General features: G+C 62.8%; 14 protein-coding genes and 1 pseudogene. 6 read left to right on the top strand and 9 right to left on the bottom strand.

Features of this window, described 5'->3' with window-relative positions; all coding sequences use genetic code 11:
* Nucleotides 1–202 precede the first annotated feature (202 nt).
* Nucleotides 203–679 carry an N-acetyltransferase family protein gene (locus ACW2Q0_RS04660; protein WP_457186497.1) on the top strand — a complete coding sequence of 159 codons (477 nt, stop codon included), beginning with the start codon at nucleotides 203–205 and terminating at the stop codon, nucleotides 677–679.
* Nucleotides 680–965: 286 nt separating this feature from the next.
* On the opposite strand, the gene ACW2Q0_RS04655 is transcribed toward ACW2Q0_RS04660, so the two are convergent.
* From ACW2Q0_RS04655 to ACW2Q0_RS04630, 6 genes and pseudogenes are all read right to left on the bottom strand, one after another.
* On the bottom strand, nucleotides 966–1,283 hold the full coding sequence (locus ACW2Q0_RS04655; RefSeq protein ID WP_457186495.1) for a DUF3349 domain-containing protein: 318 nt from the start codon (nucleotides 1,281–1,283) through the stop codon (nucleotides 966–968).
* Nucleotides 1,284–1,291: 8 nt separating this feature from the next.
* The gene (locus tag ACW2Q0_RS04650) at nucleotides 1,292–1,600 is read right to left on the bottom strand and encodes a DUF3349 domain-containing protein (protein WP_457186493.1); all 309 of its coding nucleotides are present in this window, start codon (nucleotides 1,598–1,600) and stop codon (nucleotides 1,292–1,294) included.
* A gap of 4 nt (nucleotides 1,601–1,604) precedes the next feature.
* A complete protein-coding gene (locus ACW2Q0_RS04645) occupies nucleotides 1,605–1,895 on the bottom strand; it encodes a hypothetical protein (RefSeq protein ID WP_457186491.1) in 291 nt (96 codons plus the stop codon).
* A gap of 13 nt (nucleotides 1,896–1,908) precedes the next feature.
* The gene (locus ACW2Q0_RS04640; protein ID WP_457186489.1) at nucleotides 1,909–3,099 is read right to left on the bottom strand and encodes an anion permease; all 1,191 of its coding nucleotides are present in this window, start codon (nucleotides 3,097–3,099) and stop codon (nucleotides 1,909–1,911) included.
* Nucleotides 3,100–3,497: 398 nt separating this feature from the next.
* Nucleotides 3,498–5,126 (bottom strand): FAD-dependent oxidoreductase, encoded by a 1,629-nt coding sequence (locus ACW2Q0_RS04635; protein WP_457186487.1) that lies wholly within the window; start codon nucleotides 5,124–5,126, stop codon nucleotides 3,498–3,500.
* A gap of 377 nt (nucleotides 5,127–5,503) precedes the next feature.
* A pseudogene (locus ACW2Q0_RS04630) lies at nucleotides 5,504–5,602 on the bottom strand (class I SAM-dependent methyltransferase); the annotation flags it as partial.
* 129 nt (nucleotides 5,603–5,731) lie between these two features.
* On the opposite strand from ACW2Q0_RS04630, the gene ACW2Q0_RS04625 reads away from it, so the two are divergent.
* Nucleotides 5,732–7,012 (top strand): ATP-binding protein, encoded by a 1,281-nt coding sequence (locus ACW2Q0_RS04625; RefSeq protein ID WP_457186485.1) that lies wholly within the window; start codon nucleotides 5,732–5,734, stop codon nucleotides 7,010–7,012.
* Nucleotides 7,013–7,042: 30 nt separating this feature from the next.
* Here ACW2Q0_RS04625 and ACW2Q0_RS04620 read toward each other — a convergent pair whose 3' ends face one another.
* A complete protein-coding gene (locus ACW2Q0_RS04620; protein ID WP_457186483.1) occupies nucleotides 7,043–7,834 on the bottom strand; it encodes an IclR family transcriptional regulator in 792 nt (263 codons plus the stop codon).
* Nucleotides 7,835–8,009: 175 nt separating this feature from the next.
* On the opposite strand from ACW2Q0_RS04620, the gene ACW2Q0_RS04615 reads away from it, so the two are divergent.
* The 3 genes from ACW2Q0_RS04615 to ACW2Q0_RS04605 all read left to right on the top strand — a co-directional run bounded on the left by ACW2Q0_RS04615 (nucleotide 8,010) and on the right by ACW2Q0_RS04605 (nucleotide 11,826).
* A complete protein-coding gene (locus ACW2Q0_RS04615) occupies nucleotides 8,010–9,299 on the top strand; it encodes a lyase family protein (RefSeq protein ID WP_457186481.1) in 1,290 nt (429 codons plus the stop codon).
* Nucleotides 9,292–10,692 carry an MFS transporter gene (locus tag ACW2Q0_RS04610; protein ID WP_457186479.1) on the top strand — a complete coding sequence of 467 codons (1,401 nt, stop codon included), beginning with the start codon at nucleotides 9,292–9,294 and terminating at the stop codon, nucleotides 10,690–10,692. Before ACW2Q0_RS04615 ends, ACW2Q0_RS04610 begins: the two co-directional genes overlap by 8 nt.
* Before the next feature lie 141 nt (nucleotides 10,693–10,833).
* Nucleotides 10,834–11,826: an asparaginase gene (locus tag ACW2Q0_RS04605; protein ID WP_457186477.1), complete on the top strand. Its 993-nt coding sequence runs from the start codon at nucleotides 10,834–10,836 to the stop codon at nucleotides 11,824–11,826.
* A 366-nt stretch (nucleotides 11,827–12,192) separates the two neighbouring features.
* Here the strand turns inward: ACW2Q0_RS04605 and ACW2Q0_RS04600 are convergent, their stop codons facing one another.
* Together ACW2Q0_RS04600 and ACW2Q0_RS04595 are read right to left on the bottom strand one after the other, a co-directional pair.
* Nucleotides 12,193–13,272: an aminoglycoside phosphotransferase family protein gene (locus ACW2Q0_RS04600; RefSeq protein ID WP_457186475.1), complete on the bottom strand. Its 1,080-nt coding sequence runs from the start codon at nucleotides 13,270–13,272 to the stop codon at nucleotides 12,193–12,195.
* A gap of 6 nt (nucleotides 13,273–13,278) precedes the next feature.
* Complete coding sequence (locus tag ACW2Q0_RS04595) at nucleotides 13,279–14,340, bottom strand: TIGR03857 family LLM class F420-dependent oxidoreductase (RefSeq protein ID WP_457186473.1); 1,062 nt, start codon at nucleotides 14,338–14,340, stop codon at nucleotides 13,279–13,281.
* A gap of 299 nt (nucleotides 14,341–14,639) precedes the next feature.
* On the opposite strand from ACW2Q0_RS04595, the gene ACW2Q0_RS04590 reads away from it, so the two are divergent.
* A complete protein-coding gene (locus ACW2Q0_RS04590; protein ID WP_457186471.1) occupies nucleotides 14,640–15,506 on the top strand; it encodes a PaaX family transcriptional regulator in 867 nt (288 codons plus the stop codon).
* Nucleotides 15,507–15,516: the final 10 nt, after the last annotated feature.

Genomic DNA, 15,516 nt, shown 5'->3' with positions numbered 1-15,516 from the left:
TTCGGACTTCTCACGACGAAGCCCGCCCGACATGTCGGCCGACCATAAATTTCCGAAAAATACTGGTGCACAAGCAATTTCGGCGAACCATTCGCACTGGAGCAGCATCCGATCCGCTGACGTTCTCCCGGGCGGGGGCCAGCCGCGTATCGTTCTTGGTGCACTGGTCCGCGACGGCCTACGCCCCGGCACTAGGAAGCTCATGGACATCGTAAAAGCGCCGCAGCCGCGATACCGGCAGGCACGCTTCGCCGATATCGAAGATATCGCGGCCATCGAGGCCGAGGTGTTCGCCGAACCGTATCTGTATCTGATGCTGCGCCAGCTGTACGACCTGCACGGGTCCGACTGGCTGGTCGCGGAGCTGGACGGCACGGTGATCGGTTATGCGCTGACACTCCGCAAGGCCGGCCGGGCCCTGCTGTTCACATTCGCGGTGACCGAGCAGCATCAGGGCAAAGGCTACGGTCCCGCGCTGTTGCACCACGTGCTGCGGCAGTGCCGCACAGATGGGGCCGAGGTCGTCTATCTGACGGTACGACCCGACAACGAGCCTGCGGCGAACCTATTCAAGCGGGCCGGGTTCGAATTCGTCGAACACGTCGACGAGTATTTCGGGCCGGGTGAACCGCGAGGTGTGTTCGAGTATCGGCTGCGGAGCCGACACCCGGACTCGTGACCCGCTCGTGAATCAGCCATGACCCCAGCTGATCTGCTTGCCGCACGACCGTGCGGGGACGCGGTGTCGATGGCCGGGCATTTCGATATATACGCAGATCGTCGACCACCAGATGATCGACTCGGCGCAGATATGTCGATGGCCGGGCATTTCGATATATACGCAGATCGTCGACCACCAGATGATCGACTCGGCGCAGATGGGCAACTCTCGCCGAGCGCCATATCGAAAAGATCATCGCCATCGAGCTGGCATGACACCCGGCCTGCGGACCGCCCGCGGTTGGCTAGTCCGAATCTTCGGGATCCGACCAGGCGTCATCGATCGGCCAGCCCGCGGCCAGCAAATGCGCTCGGACGCGGGCGATATCGGATTCGAGTGGCATCTCGTTGGTCAGTTCGGTGATGAGCACACCGACATCGACCCGATCGGCCGGGATGGCACCCTGCTCGATCAGCGCGTCCGCCACGTGCCGCACATCCGCTTCGGGCAGCCGCCGCGCGAGCAGGGCGAACAACGGCACATAGTCCGGATCCGGTACGCCGTGCGGATAGCCGGCACGCAGCCACGCGACGATCCTGGTGAGTAGGTCGGACAGCGCCATGGGAGGTCTCAGGCGTCGGACGGGTGCGCCAGCGGCCACCCGACAGCGGCGAGCCGCGCCGCGACCCGATTCACATCATCCTCGCCCGGCTTTTCGTGCGCGAGTTTGCCGATTGCGTCCTGGACCTGACCGCGGTCGATCACGCCGTCGGTATCGTCGGCGATCAACTGCTCGACAACCTCACCGACCTCGTCCTCGGTCAGCTTGCGGTGCAACACGGCGAACAAGGCGACGTAGTCCTCGGCTGGGATCCCGTGCGGATAGCCGGCTCGCAGCCAGTTCAGAACCGATCCGAGAATGGATGCTTTGGATGTCATGGCTTCATTTCTTGGGAGGTTTGGCACCGAACAGCTGGATGTCGACGGTGTGGCTGATGAAATCCTTTGCGATATAAAGGATTCCGAGGATCACCGCGACAATGACAATCGCGAAGCAGAGATACGCCACGACCTGGGCGATTTGGTTGCGAGCACCGGCACCGTTGGCGGTGGCGGGCTCGAGCGACCACAGCCGGATCCCGGTCGCGAAGATCACCGGCAATCCGGTTCCCAGCAGGACTGCGATCAGTGTCACCTCGCCCAGCGACTTGGCGATTGCGTCGAACGTATGCATGAAACCGACCTCCTCAGACCGATGCGCCGGCCTCGACCTCGACGTTGGACGCGGGCGCGAGCCCACCCTTCCAGTCGTCATTGACATTGCTCGTGTCGACCGGATTCCGCCGCGACCGCAAGTACATGTAGGCCGACATCGCGATCAGAATCGCGAAGTCGATGAGCACGCCGCCGAGGCCGCCGACCAGATGGGCGAGCCACCAGCACACCGCACCGACCAGACCCGCGAGCGGCAGCGTGAACAGCCACGCGACAACCATCCGACCCATAACACCCCAGCGCACCTCGGCCCCCGGCTTACCGAGTCCGGTACCGAGGATCGAACCGGTCGCGGTCTGCGTGGTCGAGAGCGGAAGCCCGAACTGCGCCGAGGTGAGAATGATTGCGGCCGAGGATGATTCGGCAGCGAACCCCTGCGGCGGATCGAGCTCGACCAATCCCTTGCCGAGTGTGCGGATAATGCGCCAACCACCCAGGTACGTCCCCGCGGCGATCGCCGCCGCACAGCAAATCTTGACCCACAATGGAATTGCGTCGTCATTGGTGAATGTGCCGTGCGCGACGAGTGCCATGAAGATGACGCCCATCGTCTTCTGCGCGTCATTCGTACCATGCGCGAGCGAGACGAGCGCGGCGGATCCGATCTGCCCCCAACGGAATCCGTCGTTCACCTTCTTCTCGACCGATCGACGCGTGAGCCGATAGACCAGGAAGGTGCCGAGCCCGGCCACGAGCGCGGCAACGAACGGCGCCAGCAGCGCGGGCACCAGGATCTTGCTGATCAGGCCCGTCTTCTCGTTCCCGGTCCAGATCACTCCACTGGTACCGAGCGCGGCGACCGCCGCACCGATGAGGCCACCGAACAGCGCATGCGAGGAACTCGACGGAATACCGAACAGCCAGGTGAACAGATTCCACAGAATCCCACCGACCAGACCGGCGAATACGATGTGCAGCAACTCCATATGGTGCACACCGTTGATATTCAGTAGCCCACCCGACACTGTCTTGGCGACCTCGACCGATAGGAAGGCACCGATCAGGTTGAGCACCGCCGACATCGCGACCGCCACCCGCGGACTCAGCGCGCCGGTGGCAATCGAAGTGGCCATGGCATTGGCGGTATCGTGGAACCCATTGGTGAAATCGAATGCCAACGCGGTCACTATCACGATCAAAAGCACGATCATTTCAGCGCTCACCCAGTCATCTTGATGTGCGCACGGTCCCGGCTGCTACGGCCCAGCGATCTGTTCACCCACTATTTAGCCGACCACAATAAGCTGGACAACTGACCTCGGCGAGTCGGACCACCGGAGGGGTTGTGACGAGCTGTCTCAGCGGTTCGGGTCGGATGGTTCGGTACCGAGCATGAGCGCGAGTCCCGCAGTGCGGGAATATGTTCGGGCGTAGGCGATTTCGTGACGCACCGCGACTAGCGGCGAGAGCGCGCCTCGTCGACGCACGCACAGCGCTGCGCCTTCGGCACGTCACCGAGTACTTCTTCGACATGCTTGCCGCACCCGGAGTAACCGGGCTTGCCGCAGCTACGGCAGACGATTCTTTGGCACATTCTCCTGTTTCCTTTCTTCGACAGTGACTAGCTAGTCTGGTCCACGGTGGCGTCGCGCCAAGTTCGGTAGCCGCCATCGAGGTTGACCGCGTCCCGACCGAACTGGGTCAGCAATCGTGTGGCGCTGTTACCGCGCTGACCCACCTGACAGAAGACCAGGACCGGACCGGCGGGGATCTCGGCCGCACGATCACGGAGTTCGTCCAGCGGGATATTGTGCGCACCGGGAATGGAGCCCGCCGCGTACTCTTCCGGTGATCGCACGTCGACCAGCTGCCATCCCACCGCGATCACCTCATCGATTTCGTGCCACTGCAGCGTGCGAATCGCTCCGGTACGCAGATTATCGGCCATGTATCCGAGCATGTTCACCGGATCCTTGGCCGAACCGAACTGCGGCGCATACGCCAGTTCCAGGTCCATCAGACGGGAGGCCGGAATACCACCTGCCATCGCGGTGGTCAGTACGTCGATCCGTTTGTCGACACCCGCACCGCCGACGGCCTGCGCACCCAGGATCCGGTCGGTGTCCGGATCGACAAGCAATTTCACCGACATCGCGCGTGCATCGGGGTAGTAACCGGCGTGCGCGAGCGGGTGCGAGTGCAGAACTCGGAATGGGTGTCCCGCGGCGCGCAGTCGCTTCTCGCTCCATCCGGTCATGGCCGCGGTGAGGTCGAAGACGCCGAGGATCGCGGTGCCCCGCCCGGGCGGGTCGATGGCCGCCAGCCCGGCAATCACATCCGCGACTAATCGCCCCTGTCGATTCGCGGCATTGGCCAATGGGATCAGCGTCGACTCCCCGGTGACGGCGTCCCGCTTCTGCACCACATCGCCGACCGCATAGATATGCGGCACCGAGGTGCGCAGCCGATCATCGACGATGATGCCGGCACCGGAACCGATCTCGAGACCGGCCGCCCTCGCGAGTACGCTTTCCGGCCGCACACCTATCGCCATGATCACCAGATCGGCCGCAACCACGCGATGATCGGACAGAGTCACGGTGTCGGCATCGATGCGAGTCAATTCGGCACCCAACTCCAGCCGGACCCCGTGCGCGCGCATCTCGGCCGCGACAGGCCCGGCCATCTCGACATCGAGCGGCGCCAAAACCTGTAAGCCGCGCTCGACCACTGTCGTCGAAACACCCCGCCGCACAAGGTTTTCGGCCATCTCGACACCGATGAACCCGGCGCCGACCACTACTGCGGACCGCGCATCGCCGACAGCGTCGGCCAGGCGATCGACATCCGAGACATCACGCAGCACCAGGGCACGTTCGGCACCGGGCAACGGCGGCACGATAGCGGCAGCGCCCGTACTGAGCACGAGTTCGTCGAAGGACTCGAGATACTCACGACCCGAGTCCAATTCGCGTACCGTCAGCGTCCGGCCCGCCGGATCCAGGGCAACCACTTCGTGCCGCACCCGCACATCCAGCCGGAACCGCGCCCCGAGCGACACGGGAGTTTGCAGCAGCAGCGATTCCCGCTTGGGAATCACGCCGCCGACGTAGTACGGCAGACCGCAATTCGCGAACGACACATGCTCGCCCCGCTCGAGCACGACGATCTCCGCCGATTCCATTAATCTGCGCAGGCGCGTCGCGGCAGACATCCCGCCCGCGACCCCACCGACAATCACAACCTTCATCCCGAACCTCCCGCCAGGCCACACCAGCGCTGCGCTGGGGCCACTCTTGATCTCCATATACCCCTAGGGGTATCTTCGGCCTATTCGTAATATACCCCCTAGGGTATGAAGGAGAATTGTGATGCCCGACTCCCTGACAACTTCCCGACCGCACCACCCCTCGCCACCGGGCCGGTCCAGCAGCGTATTCGGTCGACTCGTTCCCGCCGAAGGAATTGGGCATCATCCTCGGCGTCGCCGCACTGCTGGACGCCTCGCGGTGCACATGGTCCTACCGCCGGTGTTGCCGCGACCGACCGGAAACACCGCCTGGTGATCGCCCGCCCGGCAACGCACGGCACTCCCCACGATCAGCGCGGTGTGCTGGTTTTGCAGGTGTCCATGACCCGCAGGATTGCCGATCCCCAACCACACCCGACATCGAGCAGGGTCATCCCGGGCCGCAGGCCGCATTTACCCAGTGCGAGGTCGATCTTGCAGGTTCGTGTCGCCGGTCCCGGCGATCTCATCGGCTCGGCCACAACCTCGTGGTCAACGGTCTCTGTGGGTGTTTACTGAAAGAGCGTCTCAGTTGGCCCACCCTCCAATGGCAGTTCGAGGTGCGTATGCCGGTATGGCGACTGCGTGAATTTCGTGACGATGATCTGGATCAGGCAATCCAGGTCTGGGAACAGAGCCGAATGGCGACCGGCGAGGAGCCGGTCTTCGCGTTGGCGGAGGTGCTGGCGTCCGCGCGAGCAGGACAGCCAGCGGTGGTCGCCGAGGTCGGTGAGGAAATCGTCGGCATGGCGGTCGCTCAGATCCAGGGCGAGCGTGCCTGGGTCCTGCTGGTGGCGCTGGGTGCGCAGTGGCGGCGGCGCGGTATCGGTAGTGCGCTGCTGACCGAACTCGAGCGGCGGCTGCGGTCGAATGGGGTACGGCGGATCTGCACGCTCCTCCCACAGGATGCCACCGGGTCGATCGCGTTCGAGAATTCCGGATATCTGCACAGAACAGGTTTGGTCTACTACGAACTGCTGGAACCGTTGGCACCGGCGCAGTCTTCTTTGTTGACCGAATTGGGTGGGCGACTGCTGCCCCACGGATTGTGGCAGTCGATGGCGGGGATGGATCGAGAGAAAGAAATCATCGAACGCCGGATCGTATTGCCGTTGGCGAATCCTGATGTCGCGGAGCGTTATCGGGTTCGACCACCCAAGAGCGTGATTTTGTTCGGTCCGCCGGGCACCGGAAAAACCAGTTTCGCGAAAGCCGTCGCCTCGAGACTGGGGTGGCCGTTCGTCGAGTTGTTTCCATCTCGGTTGGCCGCGACCGCAAGCGGCGGGCTCGCGGCATCGTTGCGTGAGGTGTTCGCGGACTTGGCCGAACTCGACGAACTTCTCTTGTTCATCGACGAGGTAGAGGAGATCGCGGGCGCACGCGAGGGAACGGCGACCAGCGCGGCTCATGGAGTAACCAACGAACTGCTCAAGCTGATTCCGGCATTCCGGGAGAATTACAGCCGCCTGCTGATCTGCGCCACCAACTCCGTTCGTTCGCTGGACTCGGCGTTCCTGCGGCCGGGCCGCTTCGACTACGTGATACCAGTGGGTCCACCCGATGAACCCGCCCGCGAGGCGATCTGGCGTCGCTACCTCGGTCCCGTTGCCGAGAACATCGACCTCGACCATCTGGTGCGCGCTACCGCGCACTTCACCCCCGCCGACATCGAGTACGCCGCCCGCGCCGGTGCACAATCGGCATTCGAACGTGCGATGCGCGAGAAAACGAACGAGCCCACCAATCTAGAGGACTACCTCACCGCCATTGCCAACACCCGCCTGACCTTGACACCGGACATCCTCACGGCGTTCGAACACGACCAAGCCAACTACACCAGACTCTGACAACCTGGATGGAAACCGCCGCAAGCACCATCAGCGCGATAGACCGGATTGGGGCGCGTGGGTGTCAGGAGAGGCGAGGCTGCGTCGGATAGCGGCGCTGGCTGTCTTCAGCAGCTTGGCAATGTCATCGACGTGGGTGATGAGTCGCGATGTGGGACCGGAGACGTTGATGGCGGCGCTGATCGCATTGTAGCGGTCGCGCACCGGTGTGCTTACCGAGGTCAGACCGATTTCGACCTCTTCGCTGGCGACGGCATACCCCTGCGCGCGCTCGGTTTCCAGGCGCCGCAGCAGTTCGTCGAGGTTCGCTGGGGCGGCGAGTGTGGAGATCGGCGTCAGCAGGTCTTCGGCGGTGAGAGCTTCGACGAGCTCGGCATCGGCGTCGAACAGCAGCGCTCGGCCAGAGGCCGTGCAATGCATAGGGGAGCTGCGTCCCACCCATCCGCCAGCCCGCAACGATTGATGGGATTCTTCCCTCAGGACGGTCAGTGACCGGTTTCCCAGCTGTACCGACAGCAATGCGACCTCGCCGACCCGCGATACGAGGGTTTGCAGTACAGGCCGGGTTGCTCGCAGTAGTGGTGTGTCTCCGGCGCCGGTGGCGAGGACCAAAAGCGGCCAGCCGAGTCGGTACCGTCTGCTGTCAGGGAGCTGTTCGACTAGACCTCCGCGCTCGAGTGCCTTGAGCATGCGCGAGACCTGACTGCGTTCGCGGCCCACGGCCCGCGCCAAGTCGCTGACCGAATGTTCACCGTTGGCGTCGCCACCGTGGCCGAATGCGCGCAGCAGCGCGGCCACTCGTTCCGCGCTCGACTCCGTCATTCGCTACCTCCTCGTGTTGCTGCTGGAACAACGTATTTTCGATAATTCTATGTAAATCCGCTGCACCAGAGAAATTCTGTTGTTGTCTCAGCACGATTGTTTGGATAGTCGCGGTATCGCCCATACAGTTTTCGACTATCAGGTGGTCCTCATCACAACGAAAGGTCCAAACCCAATGGACATCACACAGCTGACTGCCGAGGCAGTAACCCAGCTGTACGGTCAGCAGACAGCACTCTCCCTCGGAAACTTCCCCGGGCCCGGTCGCACGTTCGACGAGGTGCCAACATTTGTGCGGAATTACGCGCTGGTGAAACTGGCAGCCGCGCGCGCCAATCAGGCGATCGGTGTTCTGGACGAGGCACGCAAGGACGCGATCGTCACCGCGTGCGAAGAGATCGCGTCGGGTAAGCATGCCGGGCAGTTCCCGTCGGCTCTGCTGCTGGGAGGCGGCGGCACGACAACGAACATGAACGTCAACGAGGTCATCGCGGCGCGCGCGTCACAGCTGCTGGGCGAGGTCGTGCACCCGAACGACCATGTCAATGCCTCACAGTCGACCAACGACACCTACCCGACGGCGATGGCGTTGACGGTGCTGGACCTGGTCGAGCGGCCACTCGAGGCACTCGAGGCACTGGCGAGCGCGCTCGAGGCGAAGGGCGCCGAATTCGACCAGACCCCACACCTGGGCCGCACCTGTCTACGCGATGCTGTCACCCTCACCGCAGGCCAGACGCACCGCGCCCAAGCGGCGGCGATTCGTCGAACGGCCAGCGCTCTTCGCGATGTGACCTCGGGCATGCACACCGTCGCCCTCGGAGCCACCGCGGTCGGGACCGGGCTCGGCGCCACGGACGAATACCGTGTCCTCGCAGTGCGCGAACTGGCTTCGGTGACCGGCCGGAAGCTCGAATCCGCCCCCGACCTGTTCGACGCGCTCGCGAACCTCGATCCATACGCCGCAATCGCCGATGCCGGCGCGCGGGCGGCGCTCACAATGGCGAAGATCGCCGCTGACATCCGACTGCTCTCCTCCGGCCCCATCGGCGGCCTCGGTGACCTGAGCATTCCCGCTGTCCAGGCCGGTTCATCCATCATGCCGGCCAAGGTCAACCCGGCAATACCTGAATACGTAATGCAGCTCAGCTACCGCGTGCGAGGAGCCGCTTATACGGTCGAGTGCGCGGTGGCCGCCGGGGAGCTCGAGCTGAACATCATGGAACCGGTGATCGTCGACTCGATCGTCACAATCTTCGACGACATCGCCGCCGCCGCGACCTCGTTCACCGAGCGCTGCGTCGCAGGTATAACCTGGGACGGCCCGCGCCGGGAGAGCAATCTGCGCGGCGCCCTCGACTCCTGGGTCACTCTCGCCGCCACGTCCGGCTACGACGTCACAACCAGTCGCTACCGCGCCCAGACGCAGTCCGACTCTCGCCCGAATGGTGCTCACCATGACTGATCTCGCTGCCCGCCCGTTCACTCCCGTCGCCTACGAAGACGCGCCACTGACGAAATTCCAGATCAAGGTCACCATCGCCGGCACTGGCGGACAGTTCAGCGACGGCTTCATTCTCGGCATCATCGGCATCGTCATCACCGCGTCCACCGGTGCTCTCGGTCTGACACCGGTGTGGGTCGGGCTCCTGGGTGCCGCCAGCCTCGCCGGGCTGTTCGTCGGGGCGATCGCTACCGGCCCGATTGCCGACCGGATCGGACGCCGAGGAATCTTCGCCTGGGACATGCTCGTCTTCGCGGTGCTGTCAGCGATCCAGTTCTTCGTCCAATCACCCTGGCAGCTGCTGATTTTGCGGCTGTTGATCGGAGTAATCCTCGGCGCCGATTACGTCGTCAGTAAATCGCTCGTCACCGAACACGCCCCCCGCAGTTTTCGCGGGCGCCTGATGAGCATGCTCGCCGTCGCATGGTCCACCGGCTACGTCGCGGCGTACCTGGTCGGCTACCTACTCACCAAGGTCGACGGCGAATCCTGGCGGTACATGCTCGCCGCCAGTGCCGTACCCGCGATCCTGACCTTCGGCTTCCGCTTCGGTATCCCGGAGTCGCCACTGTGGCTGACCCAACACGGCCGGACCGATGAAGCCGCCACCGTTGTGCGCACCCACCTCGGCCCCGGCGTGCTTGCGCCCCCGGCAGAGGCCACGGCCACGAAGCGCCGCGGCCTCCGGGTGCTGTTCGCTCCGAAGTTCCGCAAGCGCACTGCGGTCGGCGCCCTGTTCTACGTGTGCCAAGTCATCCCGTTCTTTGCTCTCGGTACCTTCTCCCCGCAGATCATGGAGTCCCTCGGGGTAGGCAGCAAGCTCGGGGCCGGCGCCACGTACAACGTGTTTCTGCTCGTCGGAGCAATCCTGGGCCTGCTCATCATCGACCGGCTCTCCCGTCGTGCCTTCCTGGTCGGCACTTTCTTCCTCGGCGCCGCGCTCCTCGCGGCTCTGGTCGGTTTCGCCGACACGACCCCGATCGTCGCTGTTGCGCTGTTCGCGTCGTTCGCCCTTGTACTCGCGGCCGCTGTCAACCTCGAATACGTCTTCACCCCGGAACTGTTCCCTACCGATCTGCGCGCATCCGGAGTCGGGATCGCAGTCGCTGCCAGCCGGGTCGGCTCCGCCGCCAGTACCTTTCTGCTCCCGATCGTCGTGGATCGATACAACGTCAGTGTGGCACTGATCGCATGTGTCGTCGTCTTGATCATCGGTGGCCTGATCTGCTGGGCCTGGGCACCGGAAACGGGGAACAAAGCACTGAGTGAGCTCGCCGACTCGGAACAGAGCGAAGGCCGTGTCGCAACGAACACACGAGTTCTGGACCTCGAACAAAGTGTCGCGAAACGCTAGTCGACATCGACACCACCACACCGCGCTTGCCCGTCGACACACCGATTGTCGCCAGGATCGAGTCCGCCTCCGGGCTGGACCGACGCCATGCGATCGCAATCACCCCGACATCACAGATCAGCCGAGCAGGAAGCTACCCGTATGTACCCCGCCCACCGCGTCGCCTTATGCGCGCTCGGAGGAACGATAGCCGCGTTCCCACATGACAACGAGACCGGGGTCGTCCCTGGCGAACATTCACCCGCCCTCGGGCCCGACATCGAAAAGGCGATGCCAGGCATCAATATCATCGAACATCGGTTCCCGCAGAAAGCCTCGGCCGCCATCGATTTCGACCTGCTGCGGGCGGCAGTAGCCCGCGCGCGAGCCGAGATCGCGACCGGGGCGACCGGGGTTGTCGTCACCACGGGCACCGATACGCTCGAGGAGGTGGCGTTCGCCCTAGACCTCATGTGGACCGAATCCGCCCCATTGGTCATCACCGGAGCCATGCGCCCCCCGGGGGCACCTGGAGCAGATGGGCCGGCCAACCTGATGAACGCAGTCCGACTGGCTAGCGATCTCACCGCTGCCGACCTCGGTGTCACGGTGCTGATGAACGACCGCATCCACGCGCCATGGCAAGTTCAAAAACGCCATACCACCAACGTCGACACCTTCACCTCCCCGTTGTCCGGGCCCCTCGGCGAGATCGGCGAAGGCGACATCTATCGCTACGCCAGACCCATTCCGCGCCTTACCGTCGCCGTCCCCGACGATGCCCCCTTCCCGCCGGTCGCATTGATACGCTCCGCTCTCGGTGACGACGGCCGACTCCTCGAGCACATCGTCGACATCGGCTATCGAGGTGTCGTCGTCGAAGCCGTCGGCGGGGGCTCTGTACCACCGTCGTGGGCGGATCCGCTCGAGGAGATCGCGTTGGCCATACCTGTCCTCTATGCCGGCCGTCCCGGCTCCGGGCCCACGCTCCGATCAACCTATGGAGGAACCGGCGCCGAAATCGATCTACAACGTCGCGGACTCATCCCCGCCGGTATCCTCGACGGTCTGAAAGCACGTGTACTACTCACCATCCTGCTGGCAAGCGGCACCGAAAACACCGGCATTCGCCGAGCACTTGCCCACTACACCTAGCCTGTTCGGAACAGCACGACTCGATCTGACCCGATCATGCGGCGAATACCCCTTCGAACACTCGATAGCACAGCGCAATGGCCCGATTGCTGCGCCTGAGCGGGTCAGACGTGGTCTATAACTGGAACTTCCCGCCTGTGACTGCACAGGTCCGAAGGCCTCGGCCAGGTCGGCGCACATCTCCGAGCGACGGCACGAAACATGGTGAGCTCGGCGGTAAGACGAGCAACGACGCCAGACGACCTCGCTGCGTACGCGGAGGAGCGGCGCTCCCGAGGACGCACCCAGAATTCACCCTTTCTGGTATTCACTCGCCCTTCCAGCGGTGACGACCTGCGTAATCCTCGGGTGCGATGGCATATCTGATCAAATCAGCTGTAAGGCGGCGTAACTCTCGTTAGCTGAAACCTGTTCTGCCCCGCGACCGGCCATGGCCGCAAACATAGCGTCGCCTCGCACAGTTTTTTCGACGTTCATCGACACCGGGACTGCCACCATGAGCGCATACAGAGAGTGCACACGGTATTCCAGCCAGCAACGATCAAAAGTGTAGCCATCGATGCCGTATGTTCGGAGTTTCGAGAAGTATTCGGCAACGAGATCGCGCTCGTGCCGCAAACGATTTTCCGCAGACAGCGAGGTCCCCAGGAAAAATGAAACATCGATTATGCCCGGCCCCGCGGACAAGGCCTGCCAGTCGACTACAGCAATCGGGGAAACAGAGTCCGGGCCGCCGAACAGCAGATTGTCCAAGCGAAAGTCGCCATGCCACAATGTCCGGTAGTCACCGATCGTCTGCAACCAACGGGGAACTGCCTTTCCTAACTTTGCGATTACGGATACTTGATCTTCGGTCAAATAAGAACCGAACCGATCCAGCCATTGGCCGATTATCTCCGGAATCGAACCTGCGAGCGGATTCCAGATCTTCTCGATGGGCAGCCATTTTTCTGTGCGCAAACTGGGATGACCCCACAACGGCCCGTGCAACGCAGCGGCCTGGCTCAGCGCCAAGGCCGCATTGTCGGCCGTGCATCCACTGAGCTGATCTATCGGTGCGACAGACCCGAAGTCCTCGAGCAGCAGAATGAAGCCGACCAGATCATCGGAGATCTCGGAATAGAAGCAGGCCGCCGTCCGCACCTGGGTGAAAGCGGCCAGCCGCTGATAGAAGAGTACTTCACGTTGATACGCGCCGGATGCCACAGCAAACCGTCGACTTGCCTCATTTCTCGACGATATCTTGGCGATAAGGGTCGGTGGCGCTCCGCAGGCAGCGCCTTCGTAGGTCAGATGCAAGCGGTACGATTCCGCCATGTGGCCGGCCCCCACGGAATGCGACGCTACGGACTGCACCCTGACGGCTTGCCACTGGGGCTGGGTGCGCAACATCGCGGTCACGTTCTCCGCTGTCAGCTCTTCTACGGTGTATTCAGTTAGACACATCGTTCTCTAATCCTTCTCGGCACGCACAGCTCGGTACGCCGCGACGATCGGCTCCAGTTCAGTCGGGGAAGACCCATGCAGAATCACACCGTCGGCACCGATATCCAGCTGATTCTTGATTGTCGCGACACACTGTTCCGGGGTACCTGTTGCCGCGGCGGCCAGCCATTCATCGGGAATCAGCTTCGCGATATGTTGTAAGTCTTGAATGGATGTCGAAGGGCTGTCGATGACCCTCATCGCACCGTTGGCGGGCCGAAAGCTCTGCACTACCGAATCGTCCAGGAACCGCTCGAGCACCCGTCGATCCCAGTTGTTCGCTGTGGCGTGGACCCCGCCGTCGTCCTGCATGTAAGTGGCCAACCGTCCAACCAGCCTTCGCAGCCGCACCTCCTCCGGCAGATGACCACCAATCGTCGCCAAACACGACCACACCTCGACGTCGTCGGGATCACGACCGGCCGCTTCGGCGGACTGTTTGACCGTGCGCACACAACGGTCGAGAGTCTTATCGGTAAAGAAGGTGTGCAGTACGACTTTGTCGAACGCCCGACCCGCAAGTTTCAATGAGTTCGGGCCGGATGCAACGAGGCCGAGCTTGACATCCTCATCGAAATTTGGATCCAGGCGTAGGGTGGGACAGTAGCCGGTGGGGCCGTCATAGCCTTCCACCGTTTCGCCCCGGAACAGCCTTCGCATTACTGTCGCGAATTCTTCCATCTGCGCAGTCGTAACGGGCGACATGCCGAACGACCGCTGATAGTTGGGAATCCCTCGACCTATTCCCAGGGTGAATCTTCCGCCGGTAAGTCGGTGCATCGTTGTCGCGAAAGCGGCGGTGACGATCGGGTGCCTCGTATTGTGGTTCGTCGCGGCCGTCGTGATACCGATCGAATCACTGACTGCGGCGACCGCTCCACACTGGGTCGTGGCTTCTTTGGTGGAGAACCGTTCAGAGATGAAACACTCGCCGAACCCCAAAGCCTCCGCATCGCGCACTTCATTTATCAGCTCACGCGGGTTTTCAGCCTGTCCAGGCAGGGTATAGAAGCCGATCTCCGGCATCATGATACTCACGACAGAATCCTTCGCGCCCTCGTCGTCCGGTTCTTCCTCTCGGGGAGGTCTCATCTCCGTCCAAGAAAGGGCTTTCGCTCGAAGAGTTAATTCATCGGTCCAGGGATCCGCAAATTTTGCATGCCAGCGCGAGCATCTGCAGACAATTCGGATGATGCAACGGATCAGCCTGTGTGATCATCCTAGAATAGAGTTCTAATTGTGACAAGCCCCATATCGCCGCCCGTGCCGCCCAAGCGGTATCGTCGGCATCTGCTGGCTCCGGCCCCCGCGTAACGTATGGTGCACTCATGACGGCAGACCTCGAGACGCAACCCAGCGCTGCAAACGGCCGAGACACTCGCCTCGCTCAGTTGATCATCACCATCTTCGGCATGTGTGCACGCCCCGAAGGAAACTGGCTGTCCGTCGCTTCCGTAGTGAAGCTGATGACTGACCTCGGGGTGGAGAGCCAGGCTGTACGGTCGTCGGTATCGCGGCTCAAGCGACGCGGGGTCCTCACCAGTGAACGTCGCGGGGGTGCCGCCGGATACTCCCTGGCCGCCCACACTTTGGAGGCTATCGCGGAAGGCGACGCGCGGATTTTTCACCGGTCTCGTGCCACCGTGGAGGACGGTTGGGTCGTGGTCGTGTTCTCGGTCCCGGAATCCGAGCGCGACAAGCGGCACGCGCTGCGTTCGACACTGACTCGTCTGGGCTTCGGAACCGCAGCCCCCGGCGTGTGGGTCGCTCCGGGAACCCTCGCCCAGGAAGTGCGTCAGACGCTCGACCGTAACGAACTGTCGACATACGTGGACATCTTCACCGGCAAGCACTTCGCGTTCGGTGATCTGCGTGGCAAGGTACGAACATGGTGGGATCTGGATGAACTGACCTCGTTGTACGCAGACTTCCTGACCATCTATCGACCGGTGCTGTACCAAGCGACAGCCCAGCAGTTGACGCCCAAAGACGCCTTCCTTATCTACGTTCCGATGCTTACTCAATGGCGCCGGCTCCCCTATCTCGATCCCGGGGTCCCGCTGTCACTGCTGCCACCGGCCTGGAACGGCGAAGCGGCCGGCGTCCTCTTCGACGAACTGAATCAGCTGCTGAATCCATTGGCTCACAAACACACTCTGGCCGTGATCCACGGTAAGCGCCCGTCCGATACCTGACCTACGTCCG

Source organism: Nocardia citri (assembly GCF_054065835.1).
This window is presented reverse-complemented; position numbering and strand designations above follow the sequence as displayed.

Coding starts and splice junctions, on each gene's coding strand:
- ACW2Q0_RS04600 (WP_457186475.1), bottom strand. CDS start 13,272: ATGTGTCTAACTGAATACACCGTAGAAGAGCTGACAGCGGAGAACGTG.
- ACW2Q0_RS04655 (WP_457186495.1), bottom strand. CDS start 1,283: ATGGCGCTGTCCGACCTACTCACCAGGATCGTCGCGTGGCTGCGTGCC.
- ACW2Q0_RS04660 (WP_457186497.1), top strand. CDS start 203: ATGGACATCGTAAAAGCGCCGCAGCCGCGATACCGGCAGGCACGCTTC.
- ACW2Q0_RS04635 (WP_457186487.1), bottom strand. CDS start 5,126: ATGAAGGTTGTGATTGTCGGTGGGGTCGCGGGCGGGATGTCTGCCGCG.
- ACW2Q0_RS04605 (WP_457186477.1), top strand. CDS start 10,834: ATGTACCCCGCCCACCGCGTCGCCTTATGCGCGCTCGGAGGAACGATA.
- ACW2Q0_RS04590 (WP_457186471.1), top strand. CDS start 14,640: ATGACGGCAGACCTCGAGACGCAACCCAGCGCTGCAAACGGCCGAGAC.
- ACW2Q0_RS04645 (WP_457186491.1), bottom strand. CDS start 1,895: ATGCATACGTTCGACGCAATCGCCAAGTCGCTGGGCGAGGTGACACTG.
- ACW2Q0_RS04650 (WP_457186493.1), bottom strand. CDS start 1,600: ATGACATCCAAAGCATCCATTCTCGGATCGGTTCTGAACTGGCTGCGA.
- ACW2Q0_RS04595 (WP_457186473.1), bottom strand. CDS start 14,340: ATGATGCCGGAGATCGGCTTCTATACCCTGCCTGGACAGGCTGAAAAC.
- ACW2Q0_RS04625 (WP_457186485.1), top strand. CDS start 5,732: ATGCCGGTATGGCGACTGCGTGAATTTCGTGACGATGATCTGGATCAG.
- ACW2Q0_RS04610 (WP_457186479.1), top strand. CDS start 9,292: ATGACTGATCTCGCTGCCCGCCCGTTCACTCCCGTCGCCTACGAAGAC.
- ACW2Q0_RS04615 (WP_457186481.1), top strand. CDS start 8,010: ATGGACATCACACAGCTGACTGCCGAGGCAGTAACCCAGCTGTACGGT.
- ACW2Q0_RS04620 (WP_457186483.1), bottom strand. CDS start 7,834: ATGACGGAGTCGAGCGCGGAACGAGTGGCCGCGCTGCTGCGCGCATTC.